Below are 26,752 nucleotides of genomic sequence, written 5' to 3'. Positions count from 1 at the left end.
CGGACCGAACCGACAGATCCCGTTGAAGACCCGAGGTCAGTCAGGCGAAGGGTCAGGAACGACCGCTGCGGGGCTCGCCCACATCCTCACTGTCAGGCGACAACCGCTGCACGATGCACTCCGCCGTCGGCAACCCGACCCCGACCGACCGGTGCTCCACCGCGTCGTCCGTGCAGGCGAGCGCCCTTCCTGACCGCCGCCCGGCTGGGGGTCACCCGTTCCGGTGGTCGCGACGGTCCGTGAGCGTGAGCCGTCCACAGCCTGGCCCTCGAGCCGCCCGCTCGGGTGCCCCGTTCTCCTAGATTCCCGTCGTTCCGGAACGGGAGTGCTCGACGGGGGTGTGTGTGCCGACTGCGACCAGCGCGCTGGAGGTCGTCGACGGCGAGGTGCGCGAGCTCATTCGCCGCCGCGGCCTCGACCCGCTCGCCGACCCGGCGCCGGTGCGCTCGCTGGTGCGCGACGTCGTCGCCGACTACTCCGAGCGGTCGCTGACCTCGGCGCTGCCCCCGATCGGCGATCCCGAGTCCGTCGTGCGCGACGTCCTGGACCGGGTGGCGGGCTTCGGCCCGCTGCAGCGCTACCTCGACGACCCGGAGGTCGAGGAGATCTGGGTCAACGAGCCGGGCCGGGTATTCGTGGCCCGCCGCGGGCGCAGCGAGCTGACCACGACGATCCTCGGCGCCGGGGAGCTGGGCGACCTGGTCGAGCGCATGCTCCGGACGTCCGGCCGGCGGCTGGACATGTCCACGCCGTTCGTCGACGCCATGCTGCCCGACGGGTCCCGGCTGCACGTCGTCATCCCCGACATCACCCGCCGGCACATGGCGGTGAACATCCGCAAGTTCGTCCTGCAGGCGCACTCGCTGGACGAACTGGTCGCGCTGGGCACGCTGACCGCGCACGCCGCCCGCTTCCTCGAGGCCGCGGTCGCCGTCGGGCTCAACGTGCTGGTCTCCGGCGGGACGCAGGCGGGCAAGACCACGCTGCTGAACTGCCTGTGCGCGGCGATCCCGGCTCGGGAGCGGGTCGTCACCGCCGAGGAGGTCTTCGAGCTGCGCGTGCCGCTGCCCGACGTCGTCGCGATGCAGACCCGCCAGCCGAACCTCGAGGGCGCGGGGGAGATCCCGCTGCGGCGGCTGGTCAAGGAGGCGCTGCGCATGCGGCCCTCGCGGATCGTCGTCGGCGAGGTGCGGCAGGAGGAGTGCCTGGACCTGCTGATCGCCCTGAACTCGGGGTTGCCCGGGATGTGCACGCTGCACGCCAACGGCGCCCGCGAGGCGATCGTCAAGATGTGCACCCTGCCGCTGCTGGCGGGGCAGAACATCGGCAGCGGCTTCGTGGTGCCCACGGTCGCCGCCAGCGTGGACCTCGTCGTGCACGTGGGCACCGACCCCTCCGGGCAGCGGCGGGTCCGCGAGATCGTCGCGGTGCCCGGTCGCACCGAGGACGGCGTGGTCGAGCTCGCCGACGTCTTCACCTCCCGCGACGGGCGGCTCGTGCGGGCCGGGGGGCACCCGCCGCACGCCGACCGGTTCACCGCCGCCGGCATCGACCTCGCCGCCCTGCTCGACGACACCCGGCGGTGGGACCGGTGACGGGCGCCCTGCTCGGGCTCCTGCTCGGCGTCGGCCTGCTGCTCGTGTGGCGCAGCGGGCCCCGGGCACCGCAGCGCCGGCGGGTGCCGCGCACGCCCGGACGTCGGCAGCACCAGCTCGCGGCCGCCGGCCTCACCGGCATCAACGCCGCGCAACTGCTGGCGCTGCAGATCGTCCTCAGCCTGGTCGTGCTGGTCGTGGTCCTGCTCACCACCGGGACGGTCACGGTCAGCCTGGCCTTCGCCGTCTTCGGGTTCGCGCTCCCGGCCGTCCAGGTGCGCAGGCTGGCCGTGCGCCGCCGGGCCGACCTGCGCGAGGTGTGGCCGGAAGTGGTCGACAACCTCGCCTCCGCCGTCCGGGCCGGGCTGTCGCTGCCGGAGGCGCTGGGTGCCGTCGCCGTCCGTGGCCCCGAGGTGGTGCGGCCGCCGTTCGCGCGCTTCGCCGCCGAGTACCGCAGCAGCGGGCGCTTCGGCGACTGCCTGGACCGGCTCAAGGACGACCTGGCCGACCCGGTCGGTGACCGCATCGTCGAGACCCTGCGCGTGGCGCGCGAGGTCGGCGGCAGCGACCTGGGCCGGGTGCTGCGGACCCTCGCCATGTTCCTGCGCGAGGACGCCCGCGCCCGGGCGGAGCTGGAGACGCGGCAGGGCTGGGTGGTGCAGGCCGCACGCCTGGCGGTCGCGGCGCCGTGGGTGGTGCTGCTCCTGCTCGCCACCCAGTCGGCCACGCTGGCGGCGTACGACTCGGCGGCCGGAACCGTCCTGCTGCTGGCGGGCGGGGCGGTGTGCCTGGCCGCCTACCGGCTGATGCTGCGGATCGGGCGCCTGCCCCAGGACGTGCGGGTGCTGCAGTGAGCGGCCCCGTCCTCGGCATGCTCCTCGGGCTGCTCGCGGCGACGGGTGCCCTGCTGGCCGTCACCTACGCGCCGCCGTTCCGCTCCGTGCGGCTGGTCGACCGGCTGGCGCCCTACCTGCACGACACCCCGCCGCCGTCCCGGCTGCTCGGGACCGCCACCGAGCCCGGCCTGCTCACCGCCGCCCGCCGGGTGTTCGGTCCTGCCGTCACCGACGGCGCCCACCTGCTGGACCGGGTGCTGGGCGGGCGCGCCGCCGTCCGGCGCCGGCTCGACGCGCTCGGCTCGGACGCCACGGTCGAGGACTTCCGCGTGGAGCAGGTGGTGTGGGGCGGGCTGGGCCTGCTCGGGGCGGCGGTCGTCGCGGCCCTGGGCTCGCTGACCTCCGGGGACCTCAACGTGCTCTCGGTGGTGCTGCTGTGCGTGGCCGGTTCGGTCGGCGGTCTGCTGGGCCGCGACTGGTGGCTGACCCGGCAGGTGCGGCAGCGCGAGGAGCTGCTGCTGGCGGAGTTCCCGGTGGTCGCCGAGCTCCTGGCGCTGGCGGTGACGGCGGGGGAGGGGCCGGCGGCGGCGATCGACCGCGTCACGCGGCTGTCGGGTGGCGAGCTCGCCCGCGAGCTCGGCGGCGCGCTCGGCCGGGCCCGTGCCGGGGTGCCGCTCACCGAGGCCCTGCAGCAGCTGGCCGACCGCACGTCGCTGGACCCGCTCGCCCGGTTCGTCGACGGCCTGCTCGTGGCCGTCGAGCGCGGTACGCCGCTGACCGAGGTGCTGCGCGCCCAGGCGGCGGACGTCCGCGAGGCGGGCAAGCGCCGGCTGCTCGAGGCGGGCGGCCGCAAGGAGATCGCGATGATGGTCCCGGTCGTGTTCCTCGTGCTCCCGGTGACGGTCCTCTTCGCCCTGTTCCCCGGCTTGATCAGCATCGTCTCGTTGGCCTCATGAGCGCCGCGACCGACCGAGAGGACCGCGCATGCGCCTCGTGACCCTGTTGCTCGCCGCCTGGGCGGCCCTCGCCGCCCGCGTCCGCGGCGACGATCCCGAGCGGGGCGACGTCCCGGGCTGGGTGATGATCACCGTGATGACGGCGGCCCTGGTGCTCGCCATCCTCATCCCGTTCCGCGAGGCGATCGTGACGGCGGTGCAGAACGCGCTGGACTCCGTCACGAGCGGTGGCTGACCCGCATCCGCCCGTTGCGGGCGTGCGAGCGGTCGGGGGCGGAGGCGACCTCCCCGAGCGGGGCAGCGCCGTCGTCGAGTTCGTGCTCGTCGCGGTACTGATCGTGGTGCTGCTCCTGGCGGTGCTGCAGGTGGCGGTCTACGTGCACGTGCGCAACGTGGTCACCGCCGGCGCGCAGGAGGGCGCGCGGTACGCGGCCAACGCCGACGTCCCGGTGTCGGCCGGCGGCGGCCGGACGGCGCAGATCGTCGCGGCCGCGACCTCGGAGCGGACCGCGGCGGGGCTGACCTGCACCGCCACCGAGGACGTCGACGGCACCGGCCTGACGCTGGTGGTCGTGCGCTGCACCGGCGCCGTCCCCACCCTGCTGGCCGGGCTGGGTGACCTCCTCCCGCTGGACGTCACCGGCCGCGCCGTGCGGGAGGGCGCATGACCTGGCTGCGGGACCGCCTCGGCATGACCGGTGGCGGCGAGCGCGGCTCGGCGCTGGTGGAGTTCGTCTTCGTCGCGCTCGTCGTCTTCGTGCCGCTGGTCTACCTGGTCGCCGGCTTCTCGTCGGTGCAGCGCGGGGTGTTCGCGGCGACGGCGGCGGCGCGGGAGGCCGGCCGGGCGCTGGGCACCGCGCCGGACCTCGCCACCGGGCTGGCGCGCGCGCAGCGGGCGGTCGAGCTGGCGGTCGCCGACCAGTCCGTCGAGGCGACCGACGTCCGGCTGGCCTACGCGCCGCGCGGCTCGGGCTGCGACGCCGCCGGGAGCTACACCCCCACGCTGGCACCGGGAGAGGAGTTCAACGTCTGCGTCACGGTGACCGTGCGGATCCCGCTGCTGCCGGAGTTCATCGACGCCAACACCGCGACCGGGCAGTTCGTCGTCGAGCGCGACCGCTACGTCGACGGCTGACCCGGACCCCGGCCCCGTCGGGAGCCGATGGTCCCTTGCGGTCCCTGCCGGATGGGAGGAGGAACGTCCGCGGGGCGCCCGATGGCGCTCCTGCCCACCGCCGTCGCCGGGGCGCCCCCGGCCGGCGGCGGGCGATGCCGGCCCCACCCACCCGGATCCGAGGAGTCCCGATGACCCAGACGACGACCGACAACGTCACCCTGGTCCAGAGCCTCTACGAGGCGTTCGGGCGGGGCGACGTCCCGACGGTGCTGGCCGCGATGAGCGAGCACATCGAGTGGAACGAGGCGGAGGGCAACCCGTGGCACCCGGGCCACGCCTTCGTCGGCCCGCAGGCCGTGGTCGACAACGTCTTCACGAAGGTGGTCGGCGACTTCGAGGGCTTCACGATCATCCCGCACCGCTTCCTGGCCGCCGGCGACACCGTGATCATGGAGGGCCGGTACCGGGCGGCGCGGGCGCACGCGACGGGGAAGCCGCTCGACGCCCAGGTCGCCCACGTCTGGGACCTCCGGGACGGCTCCGTGGTCCGCTTCCAGCAGTACGTGGACACCCGCCAGCTGGCCGACGTGCTGGGCCCGACCGCCTGACCGGGCACCGGCGGCCCGTCCCGGGGCTCGGGACGGGCCGCCGGGGACGGCGTCAGCGGGCGCTGGGCTCGAACTCCACGGTCACCTCGTCCACGCCCAGCGACGCCGCCAGCGTGGTGAGCAGCTCGCGCGTGCCGTCCTCGGCGCGCTCGAGCAGGTCGCTGGAGGCTGCGGCGGACTCCAGTCGCTGCTCGGCCAGCGAGTAGAGCGCGCTGTCGTCGGTCGGGTCGTCGCCCAGGGCGTCACCGACCCGCTCGACCAGCCCGCGGTCGCGGTCGAGCACCCGGCTCTCGGCGGGGTCGATCCGGGCCTCGCTCAGCTGCGGGGCGGGCAGCGTGATCGTGGCCGCCGTCCCGTCCGCCGACAGCTCGACCGACTCCGGGCCCAGCCCGGCGAAGTCCACGTAGGCGTCGACCGTGCCGGTGGCGAGGAACTGCACGCGCTCGCCGCTGATCACCGAGGGCACCCACGGGGTGTCGGACTCGACGTCGACCACGACCTGGAAGCTGCCCGTGGCGGCGTGGTACTCGTCGAGGTCGGCCAGCTGGACCAGCAGCGGCGTGGTCGTCCGGTCGACGGTCTCCGGCGCGAAGGGGTTGCTCCAGTCGAGGGACCCGACGGCGAGCACCCCGAGGGCGACGGCGCCGGCACCCACGCCGGCCTTCAGGAGCCCGCGGCGGCTGCGGCGGAACGGGCGGGGCGCGGACGGCAGCATGCGCAAGGACTCCTCGCGTCGCAGGGGGGACCCCCCGGGCAGCGGCCTCGCGGGGGTGCCCCCTGCAGCGCCCCGGGGACCGGCGGCATTCCCGGGCGGGGACGGATTCTCCGGCGACGGATCAGGGCACGTAGATGCCGGCCAGCGCGGTGACCTCGCCGCCCGCGACGGTCAGCCGCACGTAGGCGTGCTCGCCGGGCGCCGACACCGCCGGGGTGCCGGCCAGCTCCGCGACCGAGGCCACCTCGACGGTCCCGCCGGTCCACGGGTCGACGTAGGACGCCGGGGCGCCGGCCCGCACCGGCAGCACGACGACCTCGTCGTCGACGTCGCGGGCGTGGTAGGCCGAGCACTGCTCCCAGCCGTTGTCGTGCACGCCGTCGGCGGCGCAGGCCGCGGCCGCGTCGGGGCCCTCGAACCACTCGACCGGGTCCACGTACACCGCGCCGCCGGTCACCGCGCGGACCAGCCCGACGTGCTCGCCGTCGGGGAGTTGCGCGGCGAGGACGGGACGCGTCGTCGGCACCGCGACCTGCTCGGCCAGCACGAAGGCCGAGCCGGTCCAGGCGTAGGTGAGGGAGGCCCAGTGGCCCGGGCAGCAGGTCGGGTCGGCGCCCGCGGCGGCCGGGCCGGCGACGGTGAGCGACCGGCCGTCCGCGCGGACCGTCGCGCCCTGGAAGGCGACGCCCTCGCCGAGCACGGCGAGCGCCACGGGCTCGCCGCGGCCGACGTCGAGGACGACGACGGACTCACCCGGCTCCGAGGCCGCGCTGGGGCAGGCGGTCACCACGAGCACCTCCGCCGTGGCGTCGCCGGTGACGTCGGCGGTCGAGGTCGAAACGGTCGACGCGTCCCAGTCCGCGGCGGGCAGGCCGTCGGCGACCCACGCCGCGCGGGACGCGCACCCGGTCGCGTCGTAGGCCGCCGCCTTCCAGTCCGGCGCGAGCTCCGGGCCCGCGGGCTGCCCGGCCGTCGCGCACCCGCTCAGCACGGCGCCGCCGGCCAGGAGGAGCGCGGGGAGTCGCAGAGCGCGGCGGGTGGGCATCGGGCTGCTCCGGGGAGTCGGGCGGGCACGCGCCCGCACCCCCTGCATCGGCCTGCGGCAGGTGGGGCTTGAGTGGTGGATGTGACGGATGTGACGACCCGTCTTCGTCAGGAGTCGACCGGTGCGGGCTCCCCGGTTCCCGAGGCCGTGGACCGACGCCGGGGCCCGGCGGGTCGGCGCCGGCGGGCGCTCCTGGCGAGCCGGCCGCTCAGCCCGCGTGCCGGCGGCGGGGCAGCAGCGGCCGGAGCACCTCGGCGGCGACCCAGGTGACCACCGTGGCGGCGGCCGTGGCCAGGAGGACGCCGCCCATCTCGCCGGTCGCTCCCGCCGCCACCTGCACGGTCGTGTAGGCGACGGCGCCGACCAGGTTCGAGGCGACCAGCGCCGCGCGCCAGCCCAGGCCCGGGCGCACCAGCCGCCAGATGACGAGGTCGGCCACCTGGGCCGCGGCGAACGCCACGGGCGCGGCGAGCGCCGCGCCCGATCCCTGCTCGGCCAGCACGAGCGTTCCGGCCACGATGGCGGCGGCCACCCAGGGCAGCCCGCCGGCGCGGTCCAGGCCGTCGCGCAGGCCGAGGGCCAGCCCCAGCAGCACCTCGCTGGCCAGCGCGGTGAGGCCGAACCCGACCGCGATGCCGACCGGGTACTCGGCGTCGGCCCGGTCCATCGCCGCCACCAGCGCGACGAACGCGACCGCCAGCAGGACGGCCAGCACGGGGCGCCGGCGGGCGGGCGCCGGCGGCGGCGGTCCGTACCCGGGAGGTGCCGCGTGCGGTCCCGGCCGGTACGGGGCCGGCCCGTACGGCGCGGGGGACGGCGGCGCGTACCGCACCGGACCGGACGGCATCGGCGCCGGCCCGCGCGCCGAGCCGACGGGGACCGGGTGCGCGGGCGTGGCCGGTCCGGGGGCGGGCCGGACGGCGGTGGCCGGCCTGGCCGGGGCGACCGGCGGCGGGACCGGCCGCAGCGGCGGGGTCGGGGATCGCGGCGCCGGAGCCGGACGGGGAACCGGGGCCTCTGCCGGTGGTGGCGCGGCCGCCGTCGCCCCACCAGCCGTGGCCCCGCCCGCCGTCGCCCCGCCGGCCGTCGCCGGTCCGGGAGCGGTCACCGCGCGCCGCGCCTCGGCGATCAGCTGCCCCGCCGTCGGCGTGCGCCGCGCCGGGTCCGTGGCCAGCGCACGCCGCAGCACGGCGTCCAGCGCCGGGGGGACGTCGGAGCGGCGCACCCACAGCGGCGGGGGCTCGGTGTACAGGTGCGCGTGGTAGGCGGCCGGCAGCCCGGTGCTCGGGAACGCTCGCATGCCGGTGAGGCACTCGTAGAGCACGCAGGCCAGCGAGTAGACGTCCACCCGCGGGTCGACGTCGCGCCCGGTCACGAACCGCTCCGGCGCCATGTACTCGTAGGAGCCGATCGCCGTCCCGGTCTGGGTGATCGCCGCGCCGTCGCCCGAGGAGCGGGCGATGCCGAAGTCGACCAGGTAGACGAACGGGTCGGCCGGGGCGCCGGTGAGCAGCACGTTGGAGGGCTTGACGTCGCGGTGCACGAGCCCGTCGGCGTGCGCGGCGTCCAGCGCCTCGGCCAGCTGCGCGACCACCGACAGCGCCGTCGGCAGCGGCAGCGGACCCCAGCGGGCCAGCCGGCTGGCCAGGTCCTCGCCCTCGACGAGGCGCATGTCCAGGAACAGCCGGCCGTCGATCTCGCCGTAGCGGTGGATCGGCACGACGTGCGGCCCGCGCAGCCGGGCGGTCAGCCGGGCCTCGCGCTGGAACCGGGCGCGGTAGCCCTCGTCGGCGGCCAGGTGCGGGGAGAGCAGCTTGAGCGCGACGACCCGTTCGTGCTGGGTGTCCCAGGCACGGTGCACCTCGCCCATGCCGCCGCGACCCAGCGGCCCGAGGAGCCGGTAGGGACCGAAGGTCGCTCCGTGCACCCCGCCCCCCGGTCTCGCCGCCTGGGCCCCGAGGGTCCCACAGCGGCCCCCCGCCGCGGCGCCCCCGCGACCTCCCGCCGGCGGCGGGCCGGTGTCCCGGAGGCGCGCGGGGCCCGGTGCGGAGACCCTGGGCACGTGCTGCGACGCGTGCTCCGGACGGCGGTGGTGATCGCCGTCGTGTGTGCTGTCGTCGTGGGCCTGCTGTGGACGTTCCAGCGCCGGCTGATCTACCTCCCCGACGCCGGTCCGGTGCCCGCCGCGGCCGAGGTGCTGCCCGGCGGCCGCGACGTCGAGCTGTCCACCGCGGACGGGCTGCGGCTGGGGGCGTGGTTCGTCCCGGGCGACGGACCCGAGGCGCCCGCCGTCCTGGTCGCGCCCGGCAACGGCGGCAACCGGGAGCACCGCGCGCCGCTGGCCCGCGCCCTGGCGGCCGAGGGGCTGGCGGTGCTGCTCCTCGACTACCGCGGCTACGGGGGCAATCCCGGCAGTCCCAGCGAGGACGGCCTGGCGCTCGACGTGCGCGCCGCCCACCAGTGGCTGGTGGACGAGGGTGGCGTCGCGCAGGAGCGGCTGGTCTACCTGGGCGAGAGCCTGGGCTGCTCGGTCGTGACCGAGCTGGCGCTGGAGCACCCGCCGGCCGGGCTGGTGCTCCGCTCGCCGTTCGTCGACCTCGCGGCGGTGGCCGGCGAGCACTACCCGTTCCTGCCGGTGCGGCTGCTGCTGCGCGACCGGCACCCGGTGGCCGAGCGGGTGGCCCGGCTCGAGGTGCCGACGACCGTGGTGCTCGGCACGGCCGACACCATCGTGCCGCCGGCGCAGAGCCGCCGGGTCGCCGAGGCGGCGCAGCAGCTGCACGCCCTCGTGGAGGTGCCCGGTGCCGGGCACAACGACGTCGTCTTCCTCGACGGGCCGGACATCGTGCGGGCCGTCACCGACCTGGCGCCGCGCTGAGCGCCGCGCCCGGCGCGTCAGCCGCCGCGGCGGACCTCGGCCTCGACGATCCCGCGCAGCGCGGTGCTCAGCGCCGCGTCGCCGGTGTCCCCGGACTCCAGCGCTCGGCGGGCGGGCTCCGGCAGCAGACCGGGGTCGACGTCGTCGAGCCAGGTCACGTCGCCGCCGGTGCGCCTGCCCACCTGCAGCGCGGCGTCCCCCCGGCGCAGCACGTACTCCTCGCCGTCCAGCTGGATCGTCATGTCGTCGCTCATGGCAGCCCCCTACCCCGGACCGGCCCGGCGCCATGCCACCGATCACGCCCGCCCTGTCGCGCCCGCCGCCACCGGTCACGATGGACCCGTGGACGACGAGTGCTGCGAGGTCGTGGTCACCGCCGCGGACGCCGGCTGGCTGGCCGGACTCACCCGCGACCTGGTCGAGCGGCGGCTGGCCGCCTGCGGGCACCAGGTCGCCGCCATCCGGTCGGTGTACCGGTGGGAGGGGCAGGTGCACGACGAGCCGGAGGCGCGGGTGGCGCTGCACACCCGGCGGGCGCTGGTACCGGCGATCGTCGAGCACGTCACCGCCGTCCACCCCTACGACGTCCCGTGCGTGATCGCGCTGCCGCTGGTCGACGGTGCCCCGGGGTACCTGGCCTGGGTGCGGGCCGAGACCCGGCAGGCCACCCCTGAGGGGGAGACCGGCTGAACATCAGACGGATCCGTGCCGAAAGACGGAGGGACCGGGGTCCACACCAGGGCCCCGCCCGACCGGGAGGTGTGCGTGCCGTCGTCCGACGTGTCCTCCCCGACCGCCCCCGTCCCGGCCTGCCCGGTCCCGGCCGACGACGCGGCCCTCGCCGTCCTCGACGCGCTGCCGCTGCCCGCCCTGCTGCTCGATGCGGCGGGCGTCGTCCGCCACGCGAACACCGCCTGGCGCACCGAGGTGGCCGCGCTCGACGACCCGCGGCTGGTCTGCCTGCCCGGACGGACCCGCTACGTCGACCTCGTCTCCGGTCTGGGGGACGACGCCGCGACCCGCGCGTTCCTCGGCCGCATGCGCGACCTGCTGCGCGGTGAGCTCGACGAGGTGCGGCACGACTGCGCACTCGACTGCCCGGGCGGCACCCGCTGGTACCAGCTGGTGGCCACGCCGGTCGGCGGCACCGGGTCGGTGATCGTGACCCACACCGACGTGACCGCCCGGGTGCGGGCCGACCGGGCGAGCACCTGGCTGGCCCGGCACGACCCGCTGACCGCCCTGCCCAACCGCAGCCACCTGCACCGCCTGGTCGACGCCGAGCTGCAGCGCCCCGGACGCGGGCCGGTCTCGGTGCTGCTGCTGGACGTCGACGGGTTCACCGACGTCAACGACTCCCTGGGACACGGCGTCGGCGACGAGCTGCTGCGCCAGGTGGCCACCCGCATCGGCCGCTGCGCTCGTGCCTCCGACCACGTCGGCCGGCTCGGCGGCGACGAGTTCCTGCTGGTGTCCCCGGACTGCCCGCCGGAGGGGGCGACCCTCCTGGCCGAGCGCTGCCGCGCGGCGCTGGCCGAGCCGTTCGCGGTCGCCGGCCACACGGTCCGGCTGGGTGCCAGCACCGGCATCGCCACCACCGCGGCCGGCGCGTCGCCGGCGCACGCGGCCTGCCTGGTCCGCGACGCCGACCTGGCCCTCGCCGCGGCCAAGGCCGGGGGCCCGGGCGGCGTCCGCGTCTTCGCCCCGGCGCTGCAGCTGGCCGCCCGGCGCAAGGTGGCCCTGCGGACCGAGCTCGAGCAGGCGATCGAGTCCGGCGGCCTGGTCCTGCACCACCAGCCGATCCTGCACCTGCCCACCGGCCGGTACACCGGTGCCGAGGCGCTGGTCCGGTGGCAGCACCCCGAGCGCGGGCTGCTGCCGCCCGGCGAGTTCCTGCCCGTCGCCGAGCAGTACGACCTGCTGGTGCCCCTCACCCGGTGGGTGCTGCGCGAGGCGGCCCGGCACAACGTCGCCTGGCGCCGGCAGGGGCTGGACCTGGTCACCGGCGTGAACCTGCACGCCCGGCACCTCTCCACGGGGACCCTCGTCGACGACGTCCTCGCCGCGCTGGAGGAGGCCGGGATGCCGCCGGTCAACCTGGTCTGCGAGCTGACCGAGACGTCGGTGGCCGAGGACCCCGACAGCGCCGCCGTCCAGCTCGCCGAGCTGCGCCGGCGCGGCGTCGAGGTCTCCATCGACGACTTCGGCAGCGGCTACTCCTCGCTCGGGCAGCTGGTCAACCTGCCGACCGGAGTCCTCAAGATCGACCGCAGCCTCGTCGCGTTCGACGGGGACCGGCACCGGCACGCGGCCGCGGCCATCGCGGCGGTCGTGGCCCTCGGGCGGGCCTGCGGCATCCAGAGCCTGGCCGAGGGAGTGGAGACCGCCGAGCAGCTGGCGCTGGTCACCGAGCTCGGCTGCGCGTACGCCCAGGGCTTCCACCTCGCCCGGCCCATGCCGGCGGCCGAGGTCCCGGGCTGGATGGCCGCCCGGGGCAGCGGGCGGCGGCCTCGCCGGTGGCCGCTCCAGGCCGCCGGGGGGAAGGCGTCGCGCTGAGGGTCAGCCGGGCTCGCCGCGCGCCTTCCGCCGGATGATGACGACGAGGTCGACCGCGGCGACGGCGGCGAGGACCAGGAGGACGATCCCCGGCCACGCCGGGATGTCGACCGCCAGCCAGAGCACGCCGGCGACGAGGCAGAAGACCAGCCCGAAGGCGGCGAGCACCAGGCGGAGGGTGAGCGCCGACTGCGCGGGTGCCGCGCCGCCGATGCCGGCGGTGGGGTCGTTGTGGTCGGGGAGCCCGCGCGCGTAGTCCTCGCGCGAGCGACCGCGACGGGATCCGCTCATGCCGGGTCCGGTACCCCTCCGCCGGGGCGCACTACCCTCGACAGACGTGGCTGCTGACTTCTCCGTCGTCCTGGACGAGCTCGACACGACCCTGAAGTCGATCGAGGCCGTGCTCGACGTCGACAAGCTGCGCCGCGAGGTGGCCGAACTGGAGCAGCAGGCGGCGGCGCCGGACCTGTGGAACGACGTCGAGGCCGCCCAGGCGCTCACCTCGCGGCTGTCCTACCTGCAGGGGGACCTGCGCCGGGTCGAGGAGCTGCGCAGCCGGCTCGACGACGTCGGCCTCCTGCACGAGATGGCCGCCGAGGAGGGTGACGAGGCGACGACGGCGGAGACCGAGCGGGAGCTGGACAGTATCCGGGCGGCCATCGACGAGCTCGAGGTCCGCACCCTGCTGTCGGGGGAGTACGACGCCCGCGAGGCGCTGGTGACCATCCGCTCGGAGGCCGGTGGTGTCGACGCCGCGGACTTCGCCGAGATGCTCATGCGGATGTACCTGCGCTGGGCCGAGCGACGCAAGTACCCGACCGAGGTCTACGACGTGAGCTATGCCGAGGAGGCGGGCATCAAGTCGGCCACCTTCGCGGTCAAGGCGCCCTACGCCTACGGCACGCTGTCGGTCGAGCAGGGCACCCACCGGCTGGTGCGGATCTCGCCCTTCGACAACCAGGGCCGCCGGCAGACCTCGTTCGCCGGGGTCGAGGTGCTCCCGGTCGTCGAGCAGACCGACCACGTCGACATCCCGGAGAACGAGATCCGGGTCGACGTCTTCCGGTCCTCGGGTCCGGGCGGGCAGAGCGTCAACACCACCGACTCCGCCGTCCGGATGACGCACATCCCCACCGGCATCGTCGTCTCCTGCCAGAACGAGAAGAGCCAGATCCAGAACCGCGCCGCGGCCCTGCGGGTGCTCCAGGCCCGGCTGCTCGTCGTCCGCCAGGCCGAGCAGCGGGCCGAGATGGACGCGCTCAAGGGGGAGGGCTCCAGCTGGGGCAACCAGATGCGGTCCTACGTGCTGCACCCGTACCAGATGGTCAAGGACCTGCGCACCGAGGTGGAGAGCGGCAACCCGTCCAACGTCCTCGACGGCGACCTCGACTCCTTCATCGAGGCCGGCATCCGCTGGCGCAAGCAGCAGGAGTCCGAGCCCGCCGCCTGACGGGGGAGCGGGGACGCCGGAAGGGGGCCTTGCTCACACGCCGGCACCGCCGGTGACGACGGTGCGTGAGCACCGTCCAGGCACTCCGCGCCCGCCGGTCACGGTCTGCTCGGATCCGGCCGGAGCGTTGCCGCGTCAACAGCCGGGAACGGGGCTCGGGACAGGTACCGTGGCCCCTCGTGATCGAATTGCAACACGTCACCAAGCTGTACCCGGCCAGCTCGCGGCCGGCCCTCGATGACGTGTCCACGGAGATCGACAAGGGAGAGTTCGTCTTCCTCATCGGGTCGTCCGGCTCGGGCAAGTCGACCTTCCTGCGGCTGCTGCTGAAGGAGGACGACCCCACCACGGGCACCGTCGTCGTGAACGGCAAGACGCTCAACACGATGAGCAAGTGGAACGTCCCGAAGCTGCGCCGCACGATGGGCTGCGTCTTCCAGGACTTCCGGCTGCTGCGCAACCGCACGGTCGAGCAGAACGTCGCCTTCGCCCTCGAGGTGATCAACAAGCCGCAGCGCACGATCAAGCGCGTGGTCCCCGAGGTGCTGGAGATGGTCGGCCTGGACGGCAAGGCCAACCGGCTGCCCGGCGAGCTCTCCGGTGGCGAGCAGCAGCGTGTCGCCATCGCCCGCGCCTTCGTCAACCGGCCGCTGGTGCTGCTCGCCGACGAGCCCACCGGCAACCTGGACCCGGAGACCAGCGAGGGGATCATGCTGCTGCTGGAGCGGATCAACCGCACCGGCACCACGGTGATCATGGCGACGCACGACTACCACATCGTCGACTCGATGCGCCGGCGCGTGATCGAGCTCAACGGCGGCCAGATCACCCGCGACCAGTCGCGCGGCGTCTACGGCGTCGGCCGCTGACGGGTCCCTCCCCCTACGACCTGCACCTCACGACAGGGAATCCATGCGCGTCAACTTCGTCCTCTCCGAGGTGGCCACCGGGCTGCGTCGCAACCTGACCATGACGGTCGCGATGATCCTGACCACGGCCATCTCGCTCGGCCTCATGGGTACCGGCCTGCTCATCGCCGGGATGATCTCCGACATGAAGGAGATCTACTACGACAAGGTGCAGGTCTCCGTCTTCCTGGCCGACGACGTCACCCCCGAGCAGCGCACCGCCGTCGAGACGGAGCTGCAGGCGCTGCAGGCCGACGGCGAGGTGCGCAGCTACCTGTACGAGTCCAAGGAGGACGCGTACGAGCGCTTCCAGCAGCAGTTCAGCCAGCAGCCCGAGCTCGTGCGCAACACCCCGCCCGACGCGCTGCCCGAGAGCTTCCGCGTCGAGCTGGTCAACCCCGAGCGCTACGAGGTCATCGCCGCGGCCTTCCCCGACGGCACCGACGGGGTCGACCAGGTCCGCGACGAGGGCGACTTCCTCGACCGGCTGTTCAGCCTCCTCAACGGCGCGCGCAACGCCACCATCGCCGTGGCGGTGGTCCAGGCACTCGCGGCGCTGCTGCTGATCTCCAACACGATCCAGCTGGCGGCGTTCAACCGGCGCAACGAGACCAACATCATGCGGTTGGTCGGCGCCTCCCGCTGGTACACCCAGCTGCCGTTCATCCTCGAGGCCGCGCTGGCCGGGCTGATCGGTGCGCTGCTGGCGATCGGCGGGCTGGTGCTCACCAAGCTGCTGTTCGTCGACCGCACCCTCGCCGGGCCCATCAAGGCCGGCATCATCCCTCCGGTCGACTGGGGGCAGATCGCGCTCATCAGCCCGATCATCGCCGCGGCCGGCGTCGGCCTGGCCGCGGTCGCCGCTTACGTCACGCTGCGCCTCTACGTGCGGCTGTAGCGCCGGCCCTCTCCGCGGGTCGCCCGCGGGTCGAGGTCCGGTCCGGGACAGGATGCGACGTGCCGTTCACGCTCGCCCACCCGGCCGCGGTGCTTCCGCTGCTGCGCGGTCCTCTCGTCCCTGCGGCCCTGGTCGCCGGCTCGATGGCCCCGGACGTGCCCTACTTCTCGCCGCTGCGCCGGTCCGCCGACGCGTGGTACGAGCCGTTCGTCAACGCCACGACCACGCACCGGTGGCCGGGGATGATCACCGTCGCGGTCCCGACGGCGGCGGTGCTGCTCCTGTCGTGGTGGCTGGTGCGCTCACCGCTGCGAGACCTGGTCGGATACCGGCCGGCCCGTGCCGGTCTCCCGGCGCCGGGCTCCGGGGCCCTCGCCGCCGCGGGGGTGGCCTGGGTCGTCCTCTCACTGCTGATCGGCGTGCTCAGCCACGTGCTGTGGGACTCCTTCACCCACGGCGACGGGTGGGTCGTCCAACGCGTGGCGTTGCTCCGAGAGCCCGTCCTCGGCTCCGTGGAGCTGGGCCGGTTGCTCCAGCACCTCAGCACCGTGCTGGGCGGAGCGGCCGTCCTCGTGTGGGGTCTGCGCCGTCACTGGCGCCGGCGCGCGGGCGGAGAGCGGCTGGAGGTCCGCCGCTGGGCCGGCGCCGTCGTCGCTGCCCTCGTGCTGGTCGCGCTGGTCGCCGGCACGATCGCCGCCGTCTCCAGCAGGTCCGGCGGGGCGACGCCCGAGGGCGTGGTCTCGGCCGGGATCAAGGGGGCGGGGGCGGCGACCGTGCCCGGCCTGCTGGTCTACGCGGTCCTCTGGCACGTCCTCACGCGCAGGCGACCACCGCGTCACGCGGCCGGCGCCGAGGGGCCGGGACGCTCCCCTGAGAATGATCATGCGCGGACGTAGGGTGGAGGCATGCCGCGGGAACAGGGGCGCAAGTTCATCGCCCAGAACAAGAAGGCGCGGCACGACTACTCGATCCTCGACACCTTCGAGGTGGGCCTGGTGCTCACCGGCACCGAGGTGAAGAGCCTCCGCGCCGGTCGTGCCTCGCTGGTCGACGGCTTCGCCAGCATCGACGGCGGCGAGGTCTGGCTGCAGCACGTGCACATCCCGGAGTACACGCAGGGCACGTGGACCAACCACGCCCCGCGCCGCAAGCGCAAGGTGCTCATGCACCGTGCCGAGATCGACAAGCTGATCGGCAAGACCAAGGAGGGCGGGCTGACGCTCGTCCCGCTCGACATGTACTTCAAGGACGGCAAGGTCAAGGCCACCCTCGCCCTGGCGCGGGGCAAGAAGAGCTACGACAAGCGGCACGACCTCGCCGAGCGCGACTCCCGCCGGGAGATCCAGAAGGCGTTCGGCCGGTACGTGAAGGGCCGCCGCTGACCCTCCGGCCGCTGACACCCAGCGGCGGGCGGTGCGGCGAGGGCCGGCGGACGGCGGCGGTGCCGCGGTAGGGCGTCGGGTGCCGCGCCGCAGCGCGGCGGTGCCGACCACACCGCGGCACCCGGCGGTGGGCGGGGGCGCCCGAGCCGGCGGGCGGTGCGGCGAGGGCCGGCGGACGGCGGCGGTGCCGCGGTAGGGCGTCGGGTGCCGCGTCGCAGCGCGGCGGTGCCGACCACACCGCGGCACCCGGCGGTGGGCGGGGGCGCCCGAGCCGGCGACTGCCGGTCGCCCTACGGTGACCGGCATGCGTGGAGTGGCCTACGACCGGTTCGGGGACCTCGACGTCCTGCAGCTGCGCGACGACCTGGCCGACCCGCCGGTCGGCCCCGACACCGTGCTGGTGCGGGTGCACGCCGCGGGGGTCAACCCGGTCGACATGGGCATCCGCGCTGGCAACCTGCGGTCGTTCTTCCCGCACCGGTTCCCGATCGTCCCCGGCTGGGACGTCGCGGGCGTCGTCGAGGCCGCCGGCCCCGCGGTGGTCGACTTCGCCCCCGGCGACGAGGTGTTCGGCTACGTCCGCCGGGACGACGTCCAGTGGGGGACGCAGGCGGAGCTCGTGCCGGCGCCCCAGCGCTGCCTGGCGCACAAGCCGGCGTCGCTGTCGTTCGCCGAGGCCGGCGCGCTGCCGCTGGCCGGGCTCACCGCCTACCAGGCGCTGACCGAGGCGCTCGAGGTCGGCGAGGGCGACCGCGTGCTGGTCCACCGTGCAGCGGGAGGAGTGGGCTTCAACGCCGTCCAGATCGCCGTCGCCCTGGGGGCGCAGGTGATCGGCACCGCGAGCCCGCGCAACCACGGCTTCCTCCGCGAGGCCGGCGTCGCCGGGTGCATCGACTACACCGCCGGGCCGGTGAGCGAGCAGCTGTCCGAGCCGGTCGACGCCGTCCTCGACCTCGTCGGCGGCGACGCGCTGGCCGACGCCCCGCGGCAGCTGCGCCCGGGCGGCCGGCTGGCCTCCGTCGTCGACCCGGCGGTGAAGGAACAGGGTGGGCGGTACGTCTTCGTCCGGCCCGAGCGGCACGACCTGGAGGAGCTCGGCCGGATGGCCGACGCCGGCCAGCTGCGGGTGCCGATCGCGAAGGCGTTCCCGCTCGAGCAGGTGGCCGACGCCCAGCGGCTGGTCGCCGAGGGGCACGTGCGCGGCAAGGTCGTCGTCACCGTCCGGTGACCGCGGAGTCCTCCTCGGTGTCCTCGTGGGGGACCTCGTCGCCGGCCGGGGCGTTCCCGCGGGTCCGCCGGTGGGCGCGCCGCATCGCCACCCGGTAGCCCACCAGCAGTGCGGCGTTGCCCAGCAGCAGCCACAGGCCCAGCAGCACCGCCGTGGCCAGGGCCGCCGATCCGTAGCGCTCGGTGAAGTCGGAGAACTCGAGGTAGACCACGTACCCCGCGGTGCTCGTGGCGATCAGGGCGGTGGCCGTGGCCGCACCGAGCACCACGTCGGTCCAGCGCGTGTCGTGCAGCTCGAACAGCCAGTACACGAGCGCGACGAACGCCATGCAGACCACGAGCGTCCCGGCCCCGAGCGACAGGCGCAGCGGCCAGCCCGGGTCCAGGAGCCGCGGGAGCAGGTAGATGCTGGCCAGGCCGAGGAAGACGGTCGCGGGCAGCACGGCGATGACCACCAGCGCGAGCAGCCGGCCCCGCCAGCCCCGGATCTGCCGCTCCGTCGCCGGGGCGATCTCGCCGAAGGCGCGGGCCAGAGCCGCCCCGTAGGTGGTGGCCGGCCACACGGCCGCGAGCACCGCGGTGAACCCGATCCGCCCGGCCACCTCGATGAGTCCCTGGAGGACGTCGGCGACCGGGAGCCGGTCGGGGGACTGGTCGTCCACCTCCCGGCCGAGGTCGCCGAGTGCCTCCTCGTCGACGAAGACGCCGGCCACCCAGAAGGTGATCAGCACCATCGGGGGCAGCGCCACCATCGCGTAGAACGCCAGGCTGGAGCTGGTGACCAGGAACTCGGAGCTGCGCAGCCACGCGGTGAACGTGCGCACCGGGCGGGGCAGCCGCCGGTAGCGCCGCCGCGCCCGGTCGGACAGGCGCCGCCAGCGGCCCCGCAGGCCGCGGGGCCGGCCCGGAGGACGACCATCGTGCCCCCGGTACGGTCGGGTCGAGGAGGGTGCGGTCACCCTGTGGGGGCTACCCGGTGCGAGCCACCGGTTCATGGCGATCGCATGTCGTCGGTGGAGGAGCAGGAGCCGCAGCCATGACGCCCCGTGTCCGGCCTCCGGCCGACGACGCCGACGTCCCGCGGTACTGGCGGGAGCTCGGGCTGCCCGGCCTGGTCGACGTGCACGTGCACTTCCTGCCCGAGCGGGTGCAGGAGAAGGTCTGGGCGTACTTCGCCCGGGCCGAGGAGCACTACGGCACCGCCTGGCCGGTCACCTACGCCGGTCCGGTGGCCGACCGGCTGGCCACGCTCGACCGGCTCGGGGTGCGCGCGTTCTCCACGCTGCCCTACCCGCACCGGCCCGGCATGGCCGCCTGGCTCAACGACTGGTCCTCCGCCTTCGCCGACGTGCACCCGCAGGTGCTCCGGTCGGCGACCTTCTACCCCGAGCCCGAGGCGCCGGCCTACGTGGCCGAGGCGCTGGACCGCGGGGTGCGGGTGTTCAAGGTGCACGTGCAGGTCGGGGCCTTCGACCCGCGGGACCCGCTGCTCGACCCGGTGTGGGGGCGGCTGGCCGAGACCGGGACGCCGGTGGTCGTCCACTGCGGGTCGGGCCCGCTGGCCGGCGAGCACACCGGCCCCGGGCCGACGGGCGGCCTGCTGGACCGCCATCCCCGGCTGCAGCTGGTCATCGCCCACCTCGGGATGCCGGAGTACCGCGCGTTCCTCGACCTGGCCGAGCGCTTCGAGCGGGTGCACCTGGACACCACGATGTTCGCCACCGACTTCACCGAGCGGCTGATGCCCTTCGACCCGGCGGACCTCCCGCGGCTGGCCGCCCTGCGCGACAAGGTGCTGCTGGGCAGCGACTTCCCGGCCATCCCGTATCCCTACGCCCACCAGCTCGCGGCCCTGGACCGGCTGGGGCTGGGCGAGGAGTGGCTGCGGGCGGTGCTGTGGCACAACGGCGCGCGGCTGTTCAGGATCGCGGCGTGACCTCCGCCTTCCGCTTCACCGCCGTCGTCCTCGGCACCCCGGACCCGCGGGGGCTGGCGCGCTTCTACCATCGGCTGCTCGGCTGGCCGCTGGGCTCCGACGACGAGGACTGGGCCACCCTGCGCCCGGAGGGCGGCGGCACCGGGCTGTCGTTCCAGCTCGAGCGCGACCACGTGCCCCCGGTCTGGCCACCGCGGCCGGGCACGCAGCAGATGCAGCAGCACCTCGACCTCGAGGTCGAGGACCTGGCGGCGGCGTGCGCGCACGCGGAGGAGATCGGCGCCCGGCCCCTGGGCGGCCACGACGACCCGGAGGAGGTCGTGCGGGTCTACGCCGATCCCGCCGGCCACCCGTTCTGCCTGTTCGTCCCCCTGCAGGGATGACCGCGCTCGACGTCCGGCCGCTCAGCCCGGACGACGCCCCCGCCGCCGCCGAGCTGCTCGCCGCCGCGGAGCCGCTGGACCTCACCGGTGAGCACGAGGACGCCGCCGATCTCGCCGAGTGGTGGGGCGGGGAGCTGGTCGACCTCGCCGCCGACGGGCTCGCGGTCGTGACCGCCGACGGGCGGCTCGCCGGCTGGGCCACGGCCATCGCCGCACCCGGCGTCCGGGACGCGTTCCGGGTGTCCCTGGAGGGCCGGGTGCACCCGGGGTGGCGGGGCAGGGGCGTGGGGAGCCGGCTGCTCGACTGGCAGGTGCGCCGCGGCGCCGAGCACCACGCCCGCCGCGCGCCGGCCGCGCCGGCCCGCCTCGTGGCGCACGTACACCCGGCCATGGCACCGCTGGAGCGCCTCGTCCGCGCCCGCGGGTTCGCCGCCGAGCGGTACTACGCGGTGATGCGCCGCCCGCTGACCGGCCTCCCCGACGTCCCTGCCCGCCCGGACCTGCGGCTGGTGCCGTTCACCGACGACCGCGACGACGAGGTGCGGCGGGCGCACAACGCCGCCTTCACCCGGCACCACGGCTCGGTGGAGCGCGACCCCCTCGTCTGGCGCACGTGGTTCACCGGTCAGCGGGCGTTCCGCCCGGACCTGTCGGTGCTCGCACTCGCCGACGACGCGGTCGTGGGGTACGTGCTGGCGTACGTGTACGAGTCGGACACGCGGGCCACCGGGGTGTCCGAGACCCGGCTCGGCCAGATCGGCGTGCTGCCCGCCGCCCGCGGCCGCGGGGTGGCCACCGCGGCGATCGCCGCGGCCCTGCGCGCGGCGGCCGACGCGGGCTGCACCCGGGCCGCGCTCGACGTCGACACCGCGAACGTGACCGGGGCCTTCGCGCTCTACGAGCGGGTCGGCTTCCGCACCGACCGGACGTGGACGGCGTGGGCGCGGGAGCTCCCGCCCCTCCCGTGGACCACCGAAGTGGCCACTCCGGCGGGGCGCGCCTTCCGCCGAAGTGGCCACTTCGGCGGGGGCGGCGGCGATCAGTAGGGTGCCGCGCATGGTCAGCGTCGATCACCCCGCCCCCGCTCCCGGCGCCGTCGGGCCGGCCCTGGCCAACCGGGCGCACCGGGCCGTCGAGCCGCTGCACAACCACCTCTACTTCGCCCCCGAGCAGGACGAGCACCTCACCGCGATCGGGCTCCGGCCGGGGCGGATGTGCTACTTCGCCGGCCGGGCCGCGCCGCTGGGCGCCGTCGGCCCGGGCGTGGTGACGGCGACCTTCCACAACTTCTCGCCGGCGCTGGTGGCGCGGCACGTCCCGCGCGCCTGGATGCTGGCGGCGCCCGAGCGGGTGGTCGCCGCCCGGTTCGACGCCGCGCGCGCCTCGCTCACCCGCCTGCTCGGCGACGCCGCCCGGGGCCCCGAGATCGAGGAGCTGGCCGGGCTGCTGAGCGAGGCCTGCACCGCACTGACCCCCGACGGCCGCCCCCTCTACGCCGGCCACGCCGACCTGCCCTGGCCCGACGAGCCGCTGCTGCAGGTGTGGCACGGCGCGACGCTCCTGCGGGAGCACCGCGGCGACGGGCACGTCGCCGTCCTGCTGCGGCACGGGTTGTCGGGCATCGAGGCGCTGCAGACCCACTCCGCGACCGGTCGCGACTTCACGCCGGCCGCGGCCCAGGCGCTGCGGGGGTACACCGACGAGGAGTGGGCGGCCGCCGCCGCCCGGCTGGCCGACCGCGGGCTCCTGGTCGACGGCGAGCTCACCGAGGCCGGCGAGCGGCTCCGGGCGGAGATCGAGGCCGGGACCGACGCGCTCGCCCTGGATCCCTGGACCCACCTGGGCGCGGAGCGGACGGCGCGGGTCGTCGAGCTCGGCAAGCCGCTGTCGGCCCGGCTGCTGGCCGCCGGCGCCTACCCGGCCGGCGTCTTCGGCAGGTGAGCGGACGCCTCCCGGGCGCCCCGGAGGAGGGGCCGACGGCGGAGCTGATCCGGGCCCGCCGCGGCGGCGAGCTCAGCGACCTCGACCGGCTGCTGCTGCACAGCCCGCCGGTGGCCGAGGGCTGGAACGCGCTGCTGGGGGCGCTGCGCTCGGGCACCACGCTCCCCGCCGACCTGCGCGAGCTGGTGGTCCTGCGGGTCGCCGTCCTCAACGACGCGGCGTTCGAGTGGGCCGCGCACGAGCCGATCGCCCGGCGGGCGGGCCTCACCGAGCTGCACCTGCGCGTGCTGCGGCGTCCCGACGCCGGGGAGCAGGCGGTGTGGTCGCCGGCGCAGGCCGCCGTCCTCGCGTTCACCGACGCCTCCACCCGGGACGTCGCGGTGCCCGACCGGGTCTTCGCCGCCGCGCGCGCGGAGCTGAGCGACCGGCAGGTCGTCGAGCTGGCCGCGCTCGTCGCCGGCTACGCGATGGTGTCGCGGTTCCTGGTGGCGCTGCAGGTGCCTCCGCCGGAGGGAGAGGTCTCGGGCTGAAGACCGGAGCGATCTGGGCCACACTCTCCCGCGGAGGTGGCGCCAGTGTCGATGACCGAGCGCGAGACGGGGAACCCTGCGCGGTCGGACGCGAACCGTCCGGCCCGCACCGATGTGGACGCGGCCTTCCGGGGCAGCGCCACCTACCGCAGCCTGGGTGAGCAGCAGCTGAGTCCGGCCGAGGAGCGCTTCGAGAAGGGCCGGCGCACCGTCGGCCTGTTCCTCGCCCCGGTCGTCAGCGTGCTGTTCGCCCTGCTCCCGCTGGACCTGCCGAACGACCAGCAGATGCTGGCGGCGATCCTGCTCGGCGTCATCGTCCTGTGGGTCACCGAGCCGGTGCCCATCCCGATCGGCGGCCTCATCGGCGTCGCCGCCATCGTGGTCACCGGCGTCGTGCCGGCCGACGACGCGCTGGCGCCCTTCGGGTCGACGACGGTCTTCACCTTCATCGGCGCGTTCATCCTGGCCGCGGCGATGCTCAAGCACGGCGTCGCCCGCCGGTTCGCGATGTTCATCCTCTCGCTGAAGTGGGTGGGCACCTCGACCGCGCGCGTGGTGATCGCCTTCGGCCTCATCACCGCGGTGCTGTCGGCGTTCGTGTCGAACACCGCGACGGTGGCGATGCTGCTGCCGACGGCGCTCGGGATCCTCACCGTCATCGCCAAGCTCCTGCAGGACAAGGAGCTGGTGAAGCCGGACTTCGACCCGTTGCGGCTGCGCGTCGGCGTGGCGCTGATGCTGATGCTGGCCTACGGCGCGAGCGTCGGCGGCCTGCTCACCCCCGTCGGCACGCCGCCCAACCTGATCGGCCGGGGGCTGATCGAGGAGGCCACCGGGGAGCGGATCGGCTTCCTGCAGTGGATGCTCATGGCGCTGCCCATCTGCGCGCTGATGTTCGTCGCGCTGACCATCGTGCTGCTGCTGCTCAACCGCCCCGAGATCCGCCGCATCGAGGGCGTCGCCGAGTACATCGCCGAGGAGCGGGCCCAGATCGGCCCGTTCTCCCGGGCGGAGCGCAACACCCTGATCGCCTTCGGCATCACCGTTGCGCTGTGGATCTTCCCCGGCGTCGTCGCGCTGGTGGCGGGCACGGAGTCGGACTCCTACACGACGATCAGCGACCGGCTCGACGAGGGCGTGGTCGCCGTCCTCGGTGCCTCGCTGCTGTTCCTGCTCCCCACGGGGTGGAAGGCACGCGAGTTCACGCTCAACTGGTCCGACGCGGCGAAGATCGACTGGGGCACCATCCTGCTGTTCGGCACCGGGATCATCTTCGGCTCGCTGCTGGCCGACACCGGCCTGGCCGAGACCATCGGCAACAGCTCGTCGGACTGGCTGGGCCTGACCAGCACGTTCGCCATCACGATCTTCGCGGTGATCCTCGCGATCATCATCTCCGAGACCACGAGCAACACCGCCTCCGCCGCGGTCGTGGTGCCGATCATCATCCCGGTGGCCGCCGCGGCGGGCATCGACCCGTTCGTGCCCGCGCTCGCCGCGACGTTCGCGGCGTCGTTCGGCTTCATGCTCCCGGTGTCGACGCCGCAGAACGCCATCGTCTACGGCTCCGGCGTCGTGCCGATCACCAAGATGATCCGCTCGGGGATCAGCTTCGACGTGCTCGGTGCCCTGCTGATCGTGGTGCTGCTCCCGCCGCTGGTCTCGCTGATCCTGCGCTGACGGCGCCGGCTACCGCCGGGTGACCGGCGGGTGTCGGGCGGGTGATCTCCGTCCCGCTCCGGCTCCTGGCCGGCCCGGGCGTGTCACGATGGTCGACGGCCCGCTCGACGGCGGCCGCAGACCGACCGGGGAGGAGGCCGCATGCGCAGCGAGCCTCCCAGTCCCAGTACCGGGGACCTCCCCGCCTGACCTCCCGCCGCTGGACGGCCTCCCCGAGGGGCCGCCGCGAGCCCGCGGGCAGGAGGCGGGGAGGTCCGTCGACTCCGCTGCGTCCTCCGCCCAGCGACCCGGGAGCCCGTCATGGTCGATCGTCGCCTCGCGCCCCTCACCGCACTCACCACGCTGCGCCGCCCGCGCGCCGAGGTGGTCCGCCGTCCCGTCGTCGTCCCCGCCGAGCCGCAACCGGCGCCCGACCGGCCGTCGCGGATCGTCGACAACGCCGTGTACGCCGGTGGGCGGCGGGTGGCCACCCCCGACACCGCCGCCGCCAGCCACGAGTGGCTCACCGAGGGCTTCGACGACCGCATGGTCTGGCTCGGCCTGTACCGGCCCGAGCCGAACGAGCTGGGGGAGCTGGCCGAGCAGTACGACCTGCCCGAGCTCGCCGTCGAGGACGCCATCCAGGCCCACCAGCGGCCGAAGTTCGAGCGCTACGGCGACACCCTGTTCGTCGTCCTCAAGGCCGCCCGCTACCTCGACGCCACCGAGGAGGTGGAGTTCGGTGAGCTGCACCTGTTCCTGGGCCGGGACTTCGCCATCACCGTCCGGCACAGCGAGTCGCCGGACCTCGCGCGGGTACGCCGGCGGCTGGAGAGCGAGCCGGCGCTGCTGGCCAAGGGCTCCGAGGCGGTGCTGTACGCGATCCTCGACGCCGTCGTCGACGGGTACGCGCCGGTCGTCGCCGGCCTGTCCAACGACATCGACGAGATCGAGACGGAGGTCTTCCGCGGCGACCCCGGCGTCTCCCGGCGCATCTACGAGCTGTCGCAGGAGGTGCTGGACTTCCAGCGCGCGGCGGCACCGCTCACCGGCATCCTCGCGGCCATCACCGCCGGCTTCGACAAGTACGGCGTCGACGAGGAGCTGCGCAGCTACCTGCGCGACGTCGCCGACCACGTCACGTCGGTGATCGAGCGGGTCGAGGGCTTCCGGCTGCAGCTGCGCGACATCCTCACGGTCAACGCGACCCTGGTCGCGCAGCGGCAGAACGAGGAGATCCGCGAGCTGACCGAGGCCTCGATCGCGCAGGGCGAGGAGGTGAAGAAGATCTCCGCGTGGGCGGCCATCCTGTTCGCCCCCACCCTGGTGGGCACCGTCTACGGGATGAACTTCGACGACATGCCCGAGCTGCACTGGAACCTGGGCTACCCGTTCGCGCTGGTGTCGATGCTGGGGGTCAGCCTCACGCTGTTCGCCGTCTTCAAGCGCCGCGACTGGATCTGACCGCCGCCGGGCGCCGCCGTGCCGTACCGCGGCAGTGCCGCGCTCCGGTCGCGGGTGCCGCGCCGCACCGCGGCACCGGCGACGGTGCCGCGGCAGCCGGTGCGCGGGATCCGCTGAGCGTGCCTGGGGAACATCCGCCGGGCACCTGCCGTTACGATCACTGCACAACTACACAGGGGGTGATTGGTCTCGACTGCGGTCGGATGACCAGGGGAAGCGAGCCGAGGAAGGCAACGATGAGCTCGTTAACCATGCGTTGCACACAACACAAGCGCCGACTCCAGTCAGCGCGAGTTCGCCCTCGCTGCCTGATCAGCTAGGTCGACTCTGTCAGCCCGGGTTCGTCACCGGCCCGGATCCTGGCATCAGCTAGGTGACTGACCCTCCGCTCCGGTCGCGGGAGCGGTGGGGACATCAAACAGCGACTGGGCCCGTCATCCCGTCTCGTCCGCGAGATCGGGAGGGTCGAGCAGAGACGCAGCGGACTGCGCTCGGAGAAGCCCTGGTGATGCGTCGTAGGACGCGGGTTCGATTCCCGCCACCTCCACCCCTGGGTGCTGGCGAAATGCCAGCCCCCTAGTTGGCGAGAAAGCCGGGGCCACCGCGGACAGCGGTGGTCCCGGCTTCGTCGTCCGCGGTCCTGGGCGGCCGATTCGACCCACGCTCCC

The 26,752-nt window shown here is 74.9% G+C and carries 29 protein-coding genes and 1 other RNA gene; 24 read left to right on the top strand and 6 right to left on the bottom strand.

Annotated elements, in window-relative coordinates; translation table 11 throughout:
• Positions 1-344 precede the first annotated feature (344 nt).
• The 7 genes from ACK586_RS18405 (at position 345) to ACK586_RS18375 (ending at position 5,112) form a co-directional block, all read left to right on the top strand.
• The gene (locus tag ACK586_RS18405) at positions 345-1,595 is read left to right on the top strand and encodes a TadA family conjugal transfer-associated ATPase (RefSeq protein WP_409331948.1); all 1,251 of its coding nucleotides are present in this window, start codon (positions 345-347) and stop codon (positions 1,593-1,595) included.
• Positions 1,592-2,449, top strand: coding sequence for a type II secretion system F family protein (locus ACK586_RS18400; protein ID WP_409331947.1), 858 nt, complete (start codon positions 1,592-1,594; stop codon positions 2,447-2,449). The genes ACK586_RS18405 and ACK586_RS18400 overlap by 4 nt, the downstream gene beginning before the upstream one ends.
• On the top strand, positions 2,446-3,387 hold the full coding sequence (locus tag ACK586_RS18395) for a type II secretion system F family protein (protein ID WP_409331946.1): 942 nt from the start codon (positions 2,446-2,448) through the stop codon (positions 3,385-3,387). The genes ACK586_RS18400 and ACK586_RS18395 overlap by 4 nt, the downstream gene beginning before the upstream one ends.
• A gap of 28 nt (positions 3,388-3,415) precedes the next feature.
• Positions 3,416-3,622: a hypothetical protein gene (locus ACK586_RS18390; RefSeq protein WP_409331945.1), complete on the top strand. Its 207-nt coding sequence runs from the start codon at positions 3,416-3,418 to the stop codon at positions 3,620-3,622.
• A 22-nt stretch (positions 3,623-3,644) separates the two neighbouring features.
• On the top strand, positions 3,645-4,055 hold the full coding sequence (locus tag ACK586_RS18385) for a TadE/TadG family type IV pilus assembly protein (RefSeq protein WP_409331944.1): 411 nt from the start codon (positions 3,645-3,647) through the stop codon (positions 4,053-4,055).
• The gene (locus ACK586_RS18380; protein WP_409331943.1) at positions 4,052-4,522 is read left to right on the top strand and encodes a hypothetical protein; all 471 of its coding nucleotides are present in this window, start codon (positions 4,052-4,054) and stop codon (positions 4,520-4,522) included. Before ACK586_RS18385 ends, ACK586_RS18380 begins: the two co-directional genes overlap by 4 nt.
• Before the next feature lie 170 nt (positions 4,523-4,692).
• The gene (locus tag ACK586_RS18375) at positions 4,693-5,112 is read left to right on the top strand and encodes a nuclear transport factor 2 family protein (RefSeq protein WP_409331942.1); all 420 of its coding nucleotides are present in this window, start codon (positions 4,693-4,695) and stop codon (positions 5,110-5,112) included.
• Between the two features lie 52 nt (positions 5,113-5,164).
• Here the strand turns inward: ACK586_RS18375 and ACK586_RS18370 are convergent, their stop codons facing one another.
• The 3 genes from ACK586_RS18370 to ACK586_RS18360 all read right to left on the bottom strand — a co-directional run bounded on the left by ACK586_RS18370 (position 5,165) and on the right by ACK586_RS18360 (position 8,799).
• Positions 5,165-5,827, bottom strand: a complete 663-nt coding sequence (locus ACK586_RS18370) for a DUF4230 domain-containing protein (RefSeq protein ID WP_409331941.1) — start codon at positions 5,825-5,827, stop codon at positions 5,165-5,167.
• 121 nt (positions 5,828-5,948) lie between these two features.
• Positions 5,949-6,872 (bottom strand): hypothetical protein, encoded by a 924-nt coding sequence (locus ACK586_RS18365; RefSeq protein ID WP_409331940.1) that lies wholly within the window; start codon positions 6,870-6,872, stop codon positions 5,949-5,951.
• 208 nt (positions 6,873-7,080) lie between these two features.
• Positions 7,081-8,799 (bottom strand): serine/threonine-protein kinase, encoded by a 1,719-nt coding sequence (locus tag ACK586_RS18360; RefSeq protein ID WP_409331939.1) that lies wholly within the window; start codon positions 8,797-8,799, stop codon positions 7,081-7,083.
• A gap of 135 nt (positions 8,800-8,934) precedes the next feature.
• Here ACK586_RS18360 and ACK586_RS18355 point away from each other — a divergent pair, with 135 nt between their 5' ends.
• A complete protein-coding gene (locus ACK586_RS18355) occupies positions 8,935-9,750 on the top strand; it encodes an alpha/beta hydrolase (protein ID WP_409331938.1) in 816 nt (271 codons plus the stop codon).
• Between the two features lie 17 nt (positions 9,751-9,767).
• Here the strand turns inward: ACK586_RS18355 and ACK586_RS18350 are convergent, their stop codons facing one another.
• Positions 9,768-10,004, bottom strand: a complete 237-nt coding sequence (locus ACK586_RS18350) for a hypothetical protein (protein ID WP_409331937.1) — start codon at positions 10,002-10,004, stop codon at positions 9,768-9,770.
• Positions 10,005-10,092: 88 nt separating this feature from the next.
• Between ACK586_RS18350 and cutA the strand changes: the two genes are divergently transcribed.
• Positions 10,093-10,440, top strand: a complete 348-nt coding sequence (cutA, locus tag ACK586_RS18345; protein WP_409331936.1) for a divalent-cation tolerance protein CutA — start codon at positions 10,093-10,095, stop codon at positions 10,438-10,440.
• 75 nt (positions 10,441-10,515) lie between these two features.
• The gene (locus ACK586_RS18340; RefSeq protein WP_409331935.1) at positions 10,516-12,306 is read left to right on the top strand and encodes a putative bifunctional diguanylate cyclase/phosphodiesterase; all 1,791 of its coding nucleotides are present in this window, start codon (positions 10,516-10,518) and stop codon (positions 12,304-12,306) included.
• Positions 12,307-12,309: 3 nt separating this feature from the next.
• On the opposite strand, the gene ACK586_RS18335 is transcribed toward ACK586_RS18340, so the two are convergent.
• Positions 12,310-12,597, bottom strand: coding sequence for a DUF6343 family protein (locus ACK586_RS18335; RefSeq protein ID WP_409331934.1), 288 nt, complete (start codon positions 12,595-12,597; stop codon positions 12,310-12,312).
• Positions 12,598-12,643: 46 nt separating this feature from the next.
• Here ACK586_RS18335 and prfB point away from each other — a divergent pair, with 46 nt between their 5' ends.
• From prfB to ACK586_RS18305, 6 genes are all read left to right on the top strand, one after another.
• Positions 12,644-13,756, top strand: a complete 1,113-nt coding sequence (gene prfB / locus ACK586_RS18330) for a peptide chain release factor 2 (protein WP_409331933.1) — start codon at positions 12,644-12,646, stop codon at positions 13,754-13,756.
• A gap of 179 nt (positions 13,757-13,935) precedes the next feature.
• Positions 13,936-14,625 (top strand): cell division ATP-binding protein FtsE, encoded by a 690-nt coding sequence (gene ftsE, locus ACK586_RS18325; RefSeq protein WP_409331932.1) that lies wholly within the window; start codon positions 13,936-13,938, stop codon positions 14,623-14,625.
• A 43-nt stretch (positions 14,626-14,668) separates the two neighbouring features.
• Entirely contained in the window at positions 14,669-15,562 is an 894-nt protein-coding gene (ftsX, locus tag ACK586_RS18320) for a permease-like cell division protein FtsX (protein WP_409331931.1), read from the top strand.
• 59 nt (positions 15,563-15,621) lie between these two features.
• Positions 15,622-16,458 (top strand): DUF4184 family protein, encoded by an 837-nt coding sequence (locus ACK586_RS18315; protein WP_409331930.1) that lies wholly within the window; start codon positions 15,622-15,624, stop codon positions 16,456-16,458.
• Positions 16,459-16,467: 9 nt separating this feature from the next.
• Positions 16,468-16,944 carry an SsrA-binding protein SmpB gene (smpB, locus tag ACK586_RS18310; protein ID WP_409331929.1) on the top strand — a complete coding sequence of 159 codons (477 nt, stop codon included), beginning with the start codon at positions 16,468-16,470 and terminating at the stop codon, positions 16,942-16,944.
• Between the two features lie 304 nt (positions 16,945-17,248).
• Positions 17,249-18,172, top strand: coding sequence for an NADP-dependent oxidoreductase (locus ACK586_RS18305; RefSeq protein ID WP_409331928.1), 924 nt, complete (start codon positions 17,249-17,251; stop codon positions 18,170-18,172).
• On the opposite strand, the gene ACK586_RS18300 is transcribed toward ACK586_RS18305, so the two are convergent.
• Entirely contained in the window at positions 18,159-19,130 is a 972-nt protein-coding gene (locus tag ACK586_RS18300; protein ID WP_409331927.1) for a YihY/virulence factor BrkB family protein, read from the bottom strand. The two genes, ACK586_RS18305 and ACK586_RS18300, sit on opposite strands and share 14 nt — an antisense overlap.
• A gap of 77 nt (positions 19,131-19,207) precedes the next feature.
• On the opposite strand from ACK586_RS18300, the gene ACK586_RS18295 reads away from it, so the two are divergent.
• The 8 genes from ACK586_RS18295 (at position 19,208) to ssrA (ending at position 26,634) form a co-directional block, all read left to right on the top strand.
• A complete protein-coding gene (locus ACK586_RS18295) occupies positions 19,208-20,107 on the top strand; it encodes an amidohydrolase family protein (RefSeq protein ID WP_409331926.1) in 900 nt (299 codons plus the stop codon).
• Positions 20,104-20,490 (top strand): VOC family protein, encoded by a 387-nt coding sequence (locus tag ACK586_RS18290; RefSeq protein WP_409331925.1) that lies wholly within the window; start codon positions 20,104-20,106, stop codon positions 20,488-20,490. The genes ACK586_RS18295 and ACK586_RS18290 overlap by 4 nt, the downstream gene beginning before the upstream one ends.
• A complete protein-coding gene (locus ACK586_RS18285; RefSeq protein WP_409331924.1) occupies positions 20,487-21,536 on the top strand; it encodes a GNAT family N-acetyltransferase in 1,050 nt (349 codons plus the stop codon). Before ACK586_RS18290 ends, ACK586_RS18285 begins: the two co-directional genes overlap by 4 nt.
• A gap of 10 nt (positions 21,537-21,546) precedes the next feature.
• Positions 21,547-22,431, top strand: coding sequence for an SCO6745 family protein (locus tag ACK586_RS18280; RefSeq protein ID WP_409331923.1), 885 nt, complete (start codon positions 21,547-21,549; stop codon positions 22,429-22,431).
• Positions 22,428-22,961 carry a carboxymuconolactone decarboxylase family protein gene (locus ACK586_RS18275; protein ID WP_409331922.1) on the top strand — a complete coding sequence of 178 codons (534 nt, stop codon included), beginning with the start codon at positions 22,428-22,430 and terminating at the stop codon, positions 22,959-22,961. Before ACK586_RS18280 ends, ACK586_RS18275 begins: the two co-directional genes overlap by 4 nt.
• Before the next feature lie 51 nt (positions 22,962-23,012).
• Positions 23,013-24,641, top strand: a complete 1,629-nt coding sequence (locus tag ACK586_RS18270; RefSeq protein WP_409331921.1) for an SLC13 family permease — start codon at positions 23,013-23,015, stop codon at positions 24,639-24,641.
• Positions 24,642-24,941: 300 nt separating this feature from the next.
• A complete protein-coding gene (locus tag ACK586_RS18265; RefSeq protein WP_409331920.1) occupies positions 24,942-26,084 on the top strand; it encodes a magnesium and cobalt transport protein CorA in 1,143 nt (380 codons plus the stop codon).
• A gap of 175 nt (positions 26,085-26,259) precedes the next feature.
• Positions 26,260-26,634: a transfer-messenger RNA gene (ssrA, locus tag ACK586_RS18260) on the top strand.
• The last annotated feature ends 118 nt before the right edge of the window (positions 26,635-26,752 follow it).

The organism is Trujillonella humicola (assembly GCF_046233715.1).
GTDB lineage: Bacteria > Actinomycetota > Actinomycetes > Mycobacteriales > Geodermatophilaceae > Trujillonella > Trujillonella humicola.
This window is presented reverse-complemented; position numbering and strand designations above follow the sequence as displayed.

Excerpts from the sequence above, each read along its gene's own strand:
- ACK586_RS18390 (WP_409331945.1), top strand. The coding sequence starts at position 3,416 with ATGCGCCTCGTGACCCTGTTGCTCGCCGCCTGGGCGGCCCTCGCCGCC.
- ACK586_RS18380 (WP_409331943.1), top strand. The coding sequence starts at position 4,052 with ATGACCTGGCTGCGGGACCGCCTCGGCATGACCGGTGGCGGCGAGCGC.
- ACK586_RS18375 (WP_409331942.1), top strand. The coding sequence starts at position 4,693 with ATGACCCAGACGACGACCGACAACGTCACCCTGGTCCAGAGCCTCTAC.
- ACK586_RS18370 (WP_409331941.1), bottom strand. The coding sequence starts at position 5,827 with ATGCTGCCGTCCGCGCCCCGCCCGTTCCGCCGCAGCCGCCGCGGGCTC.
- ACK586_RS18365 (WP_409331940.1), bottom strand. The coding sequence starts at position 6,872 with ATGCCCACCCGCCGCGCTCTGCGACTCCCCGCGCTCCTCCTGGCCGGC.
- ACK586_RS18350 (WP_409331937.1), bottom strand. The coding sequence starts at position 10,004 with ATGAGCGACGACATGACGATCCAGCTGGACGGCGAGGAGTACGTGCTG.
- ACK586_RS18335 (WP_409331934.1), bottom strand. The coding sequence starts at position 12,597 with ATGAGCGGATCCCGTCGCGGTCGCTCGCGCGAGGACTACGCGCGCGGG.
- ftsX (WP_409331931.1), top strand. The coding sequence starts at position 14,669 with ATGCGCGTCAACTTCGTCCTCTCCGAGGTGGCCACCGGGCTGCGTCGC.
- smpB (WP_409331929.1), top strand. The coding sequence starts at position 16,468 with ATGCCGCGGGAACAGGGGCGCAAGTTCATCGCCCAGAACAAGAAGGCG.
- ACK586_RS18305 (WP_409331928.1), top strand. The coding sequence starts at position 17,249 with ATGCGTGGAGTGGCCTACGACCGGTTCGGGGACCTCGACGTCCTGCAG.
- ACK586_RS18295 (WP_409331926.1), top strand. The coding sequence starts at position 19,208 with ATGACGCCCCGTGTCCGGCCTCCGGCCGACGACGCCGACGTCCCGCGG.
- ACK586_RS18285 (WP_409331924.1), top strand. The coding sequence starts at position 20,487 with ATGACCGCGCTCGACGTCCGGCCGCTCAGCCCGGACGACGCCCCCGCC.
- ACK586_RS18280 (WP_409331923.1), top strand. The coding sequence starts at position 21,547 with ATGGTCAGCGTCGATCACCCCGCCCCCGCTCCCGGCGCCGTCGGGCCG.
- ACK586_RS18270 (WP_409331921.1), top strand. The coding sequence starts at position 23,013 with ATGACCGAGCGCGAGACGGGGAACCCTGCGCGGTCGGACGCGAACCGT.
- ACK586_RS18265 (WP_409331920.1), top strand. The coding sequence starts at position 24,942 with ATGGTCGATCGTCGCCTCGCGCCCCTCACCGCACTCACCACGCTGCGC.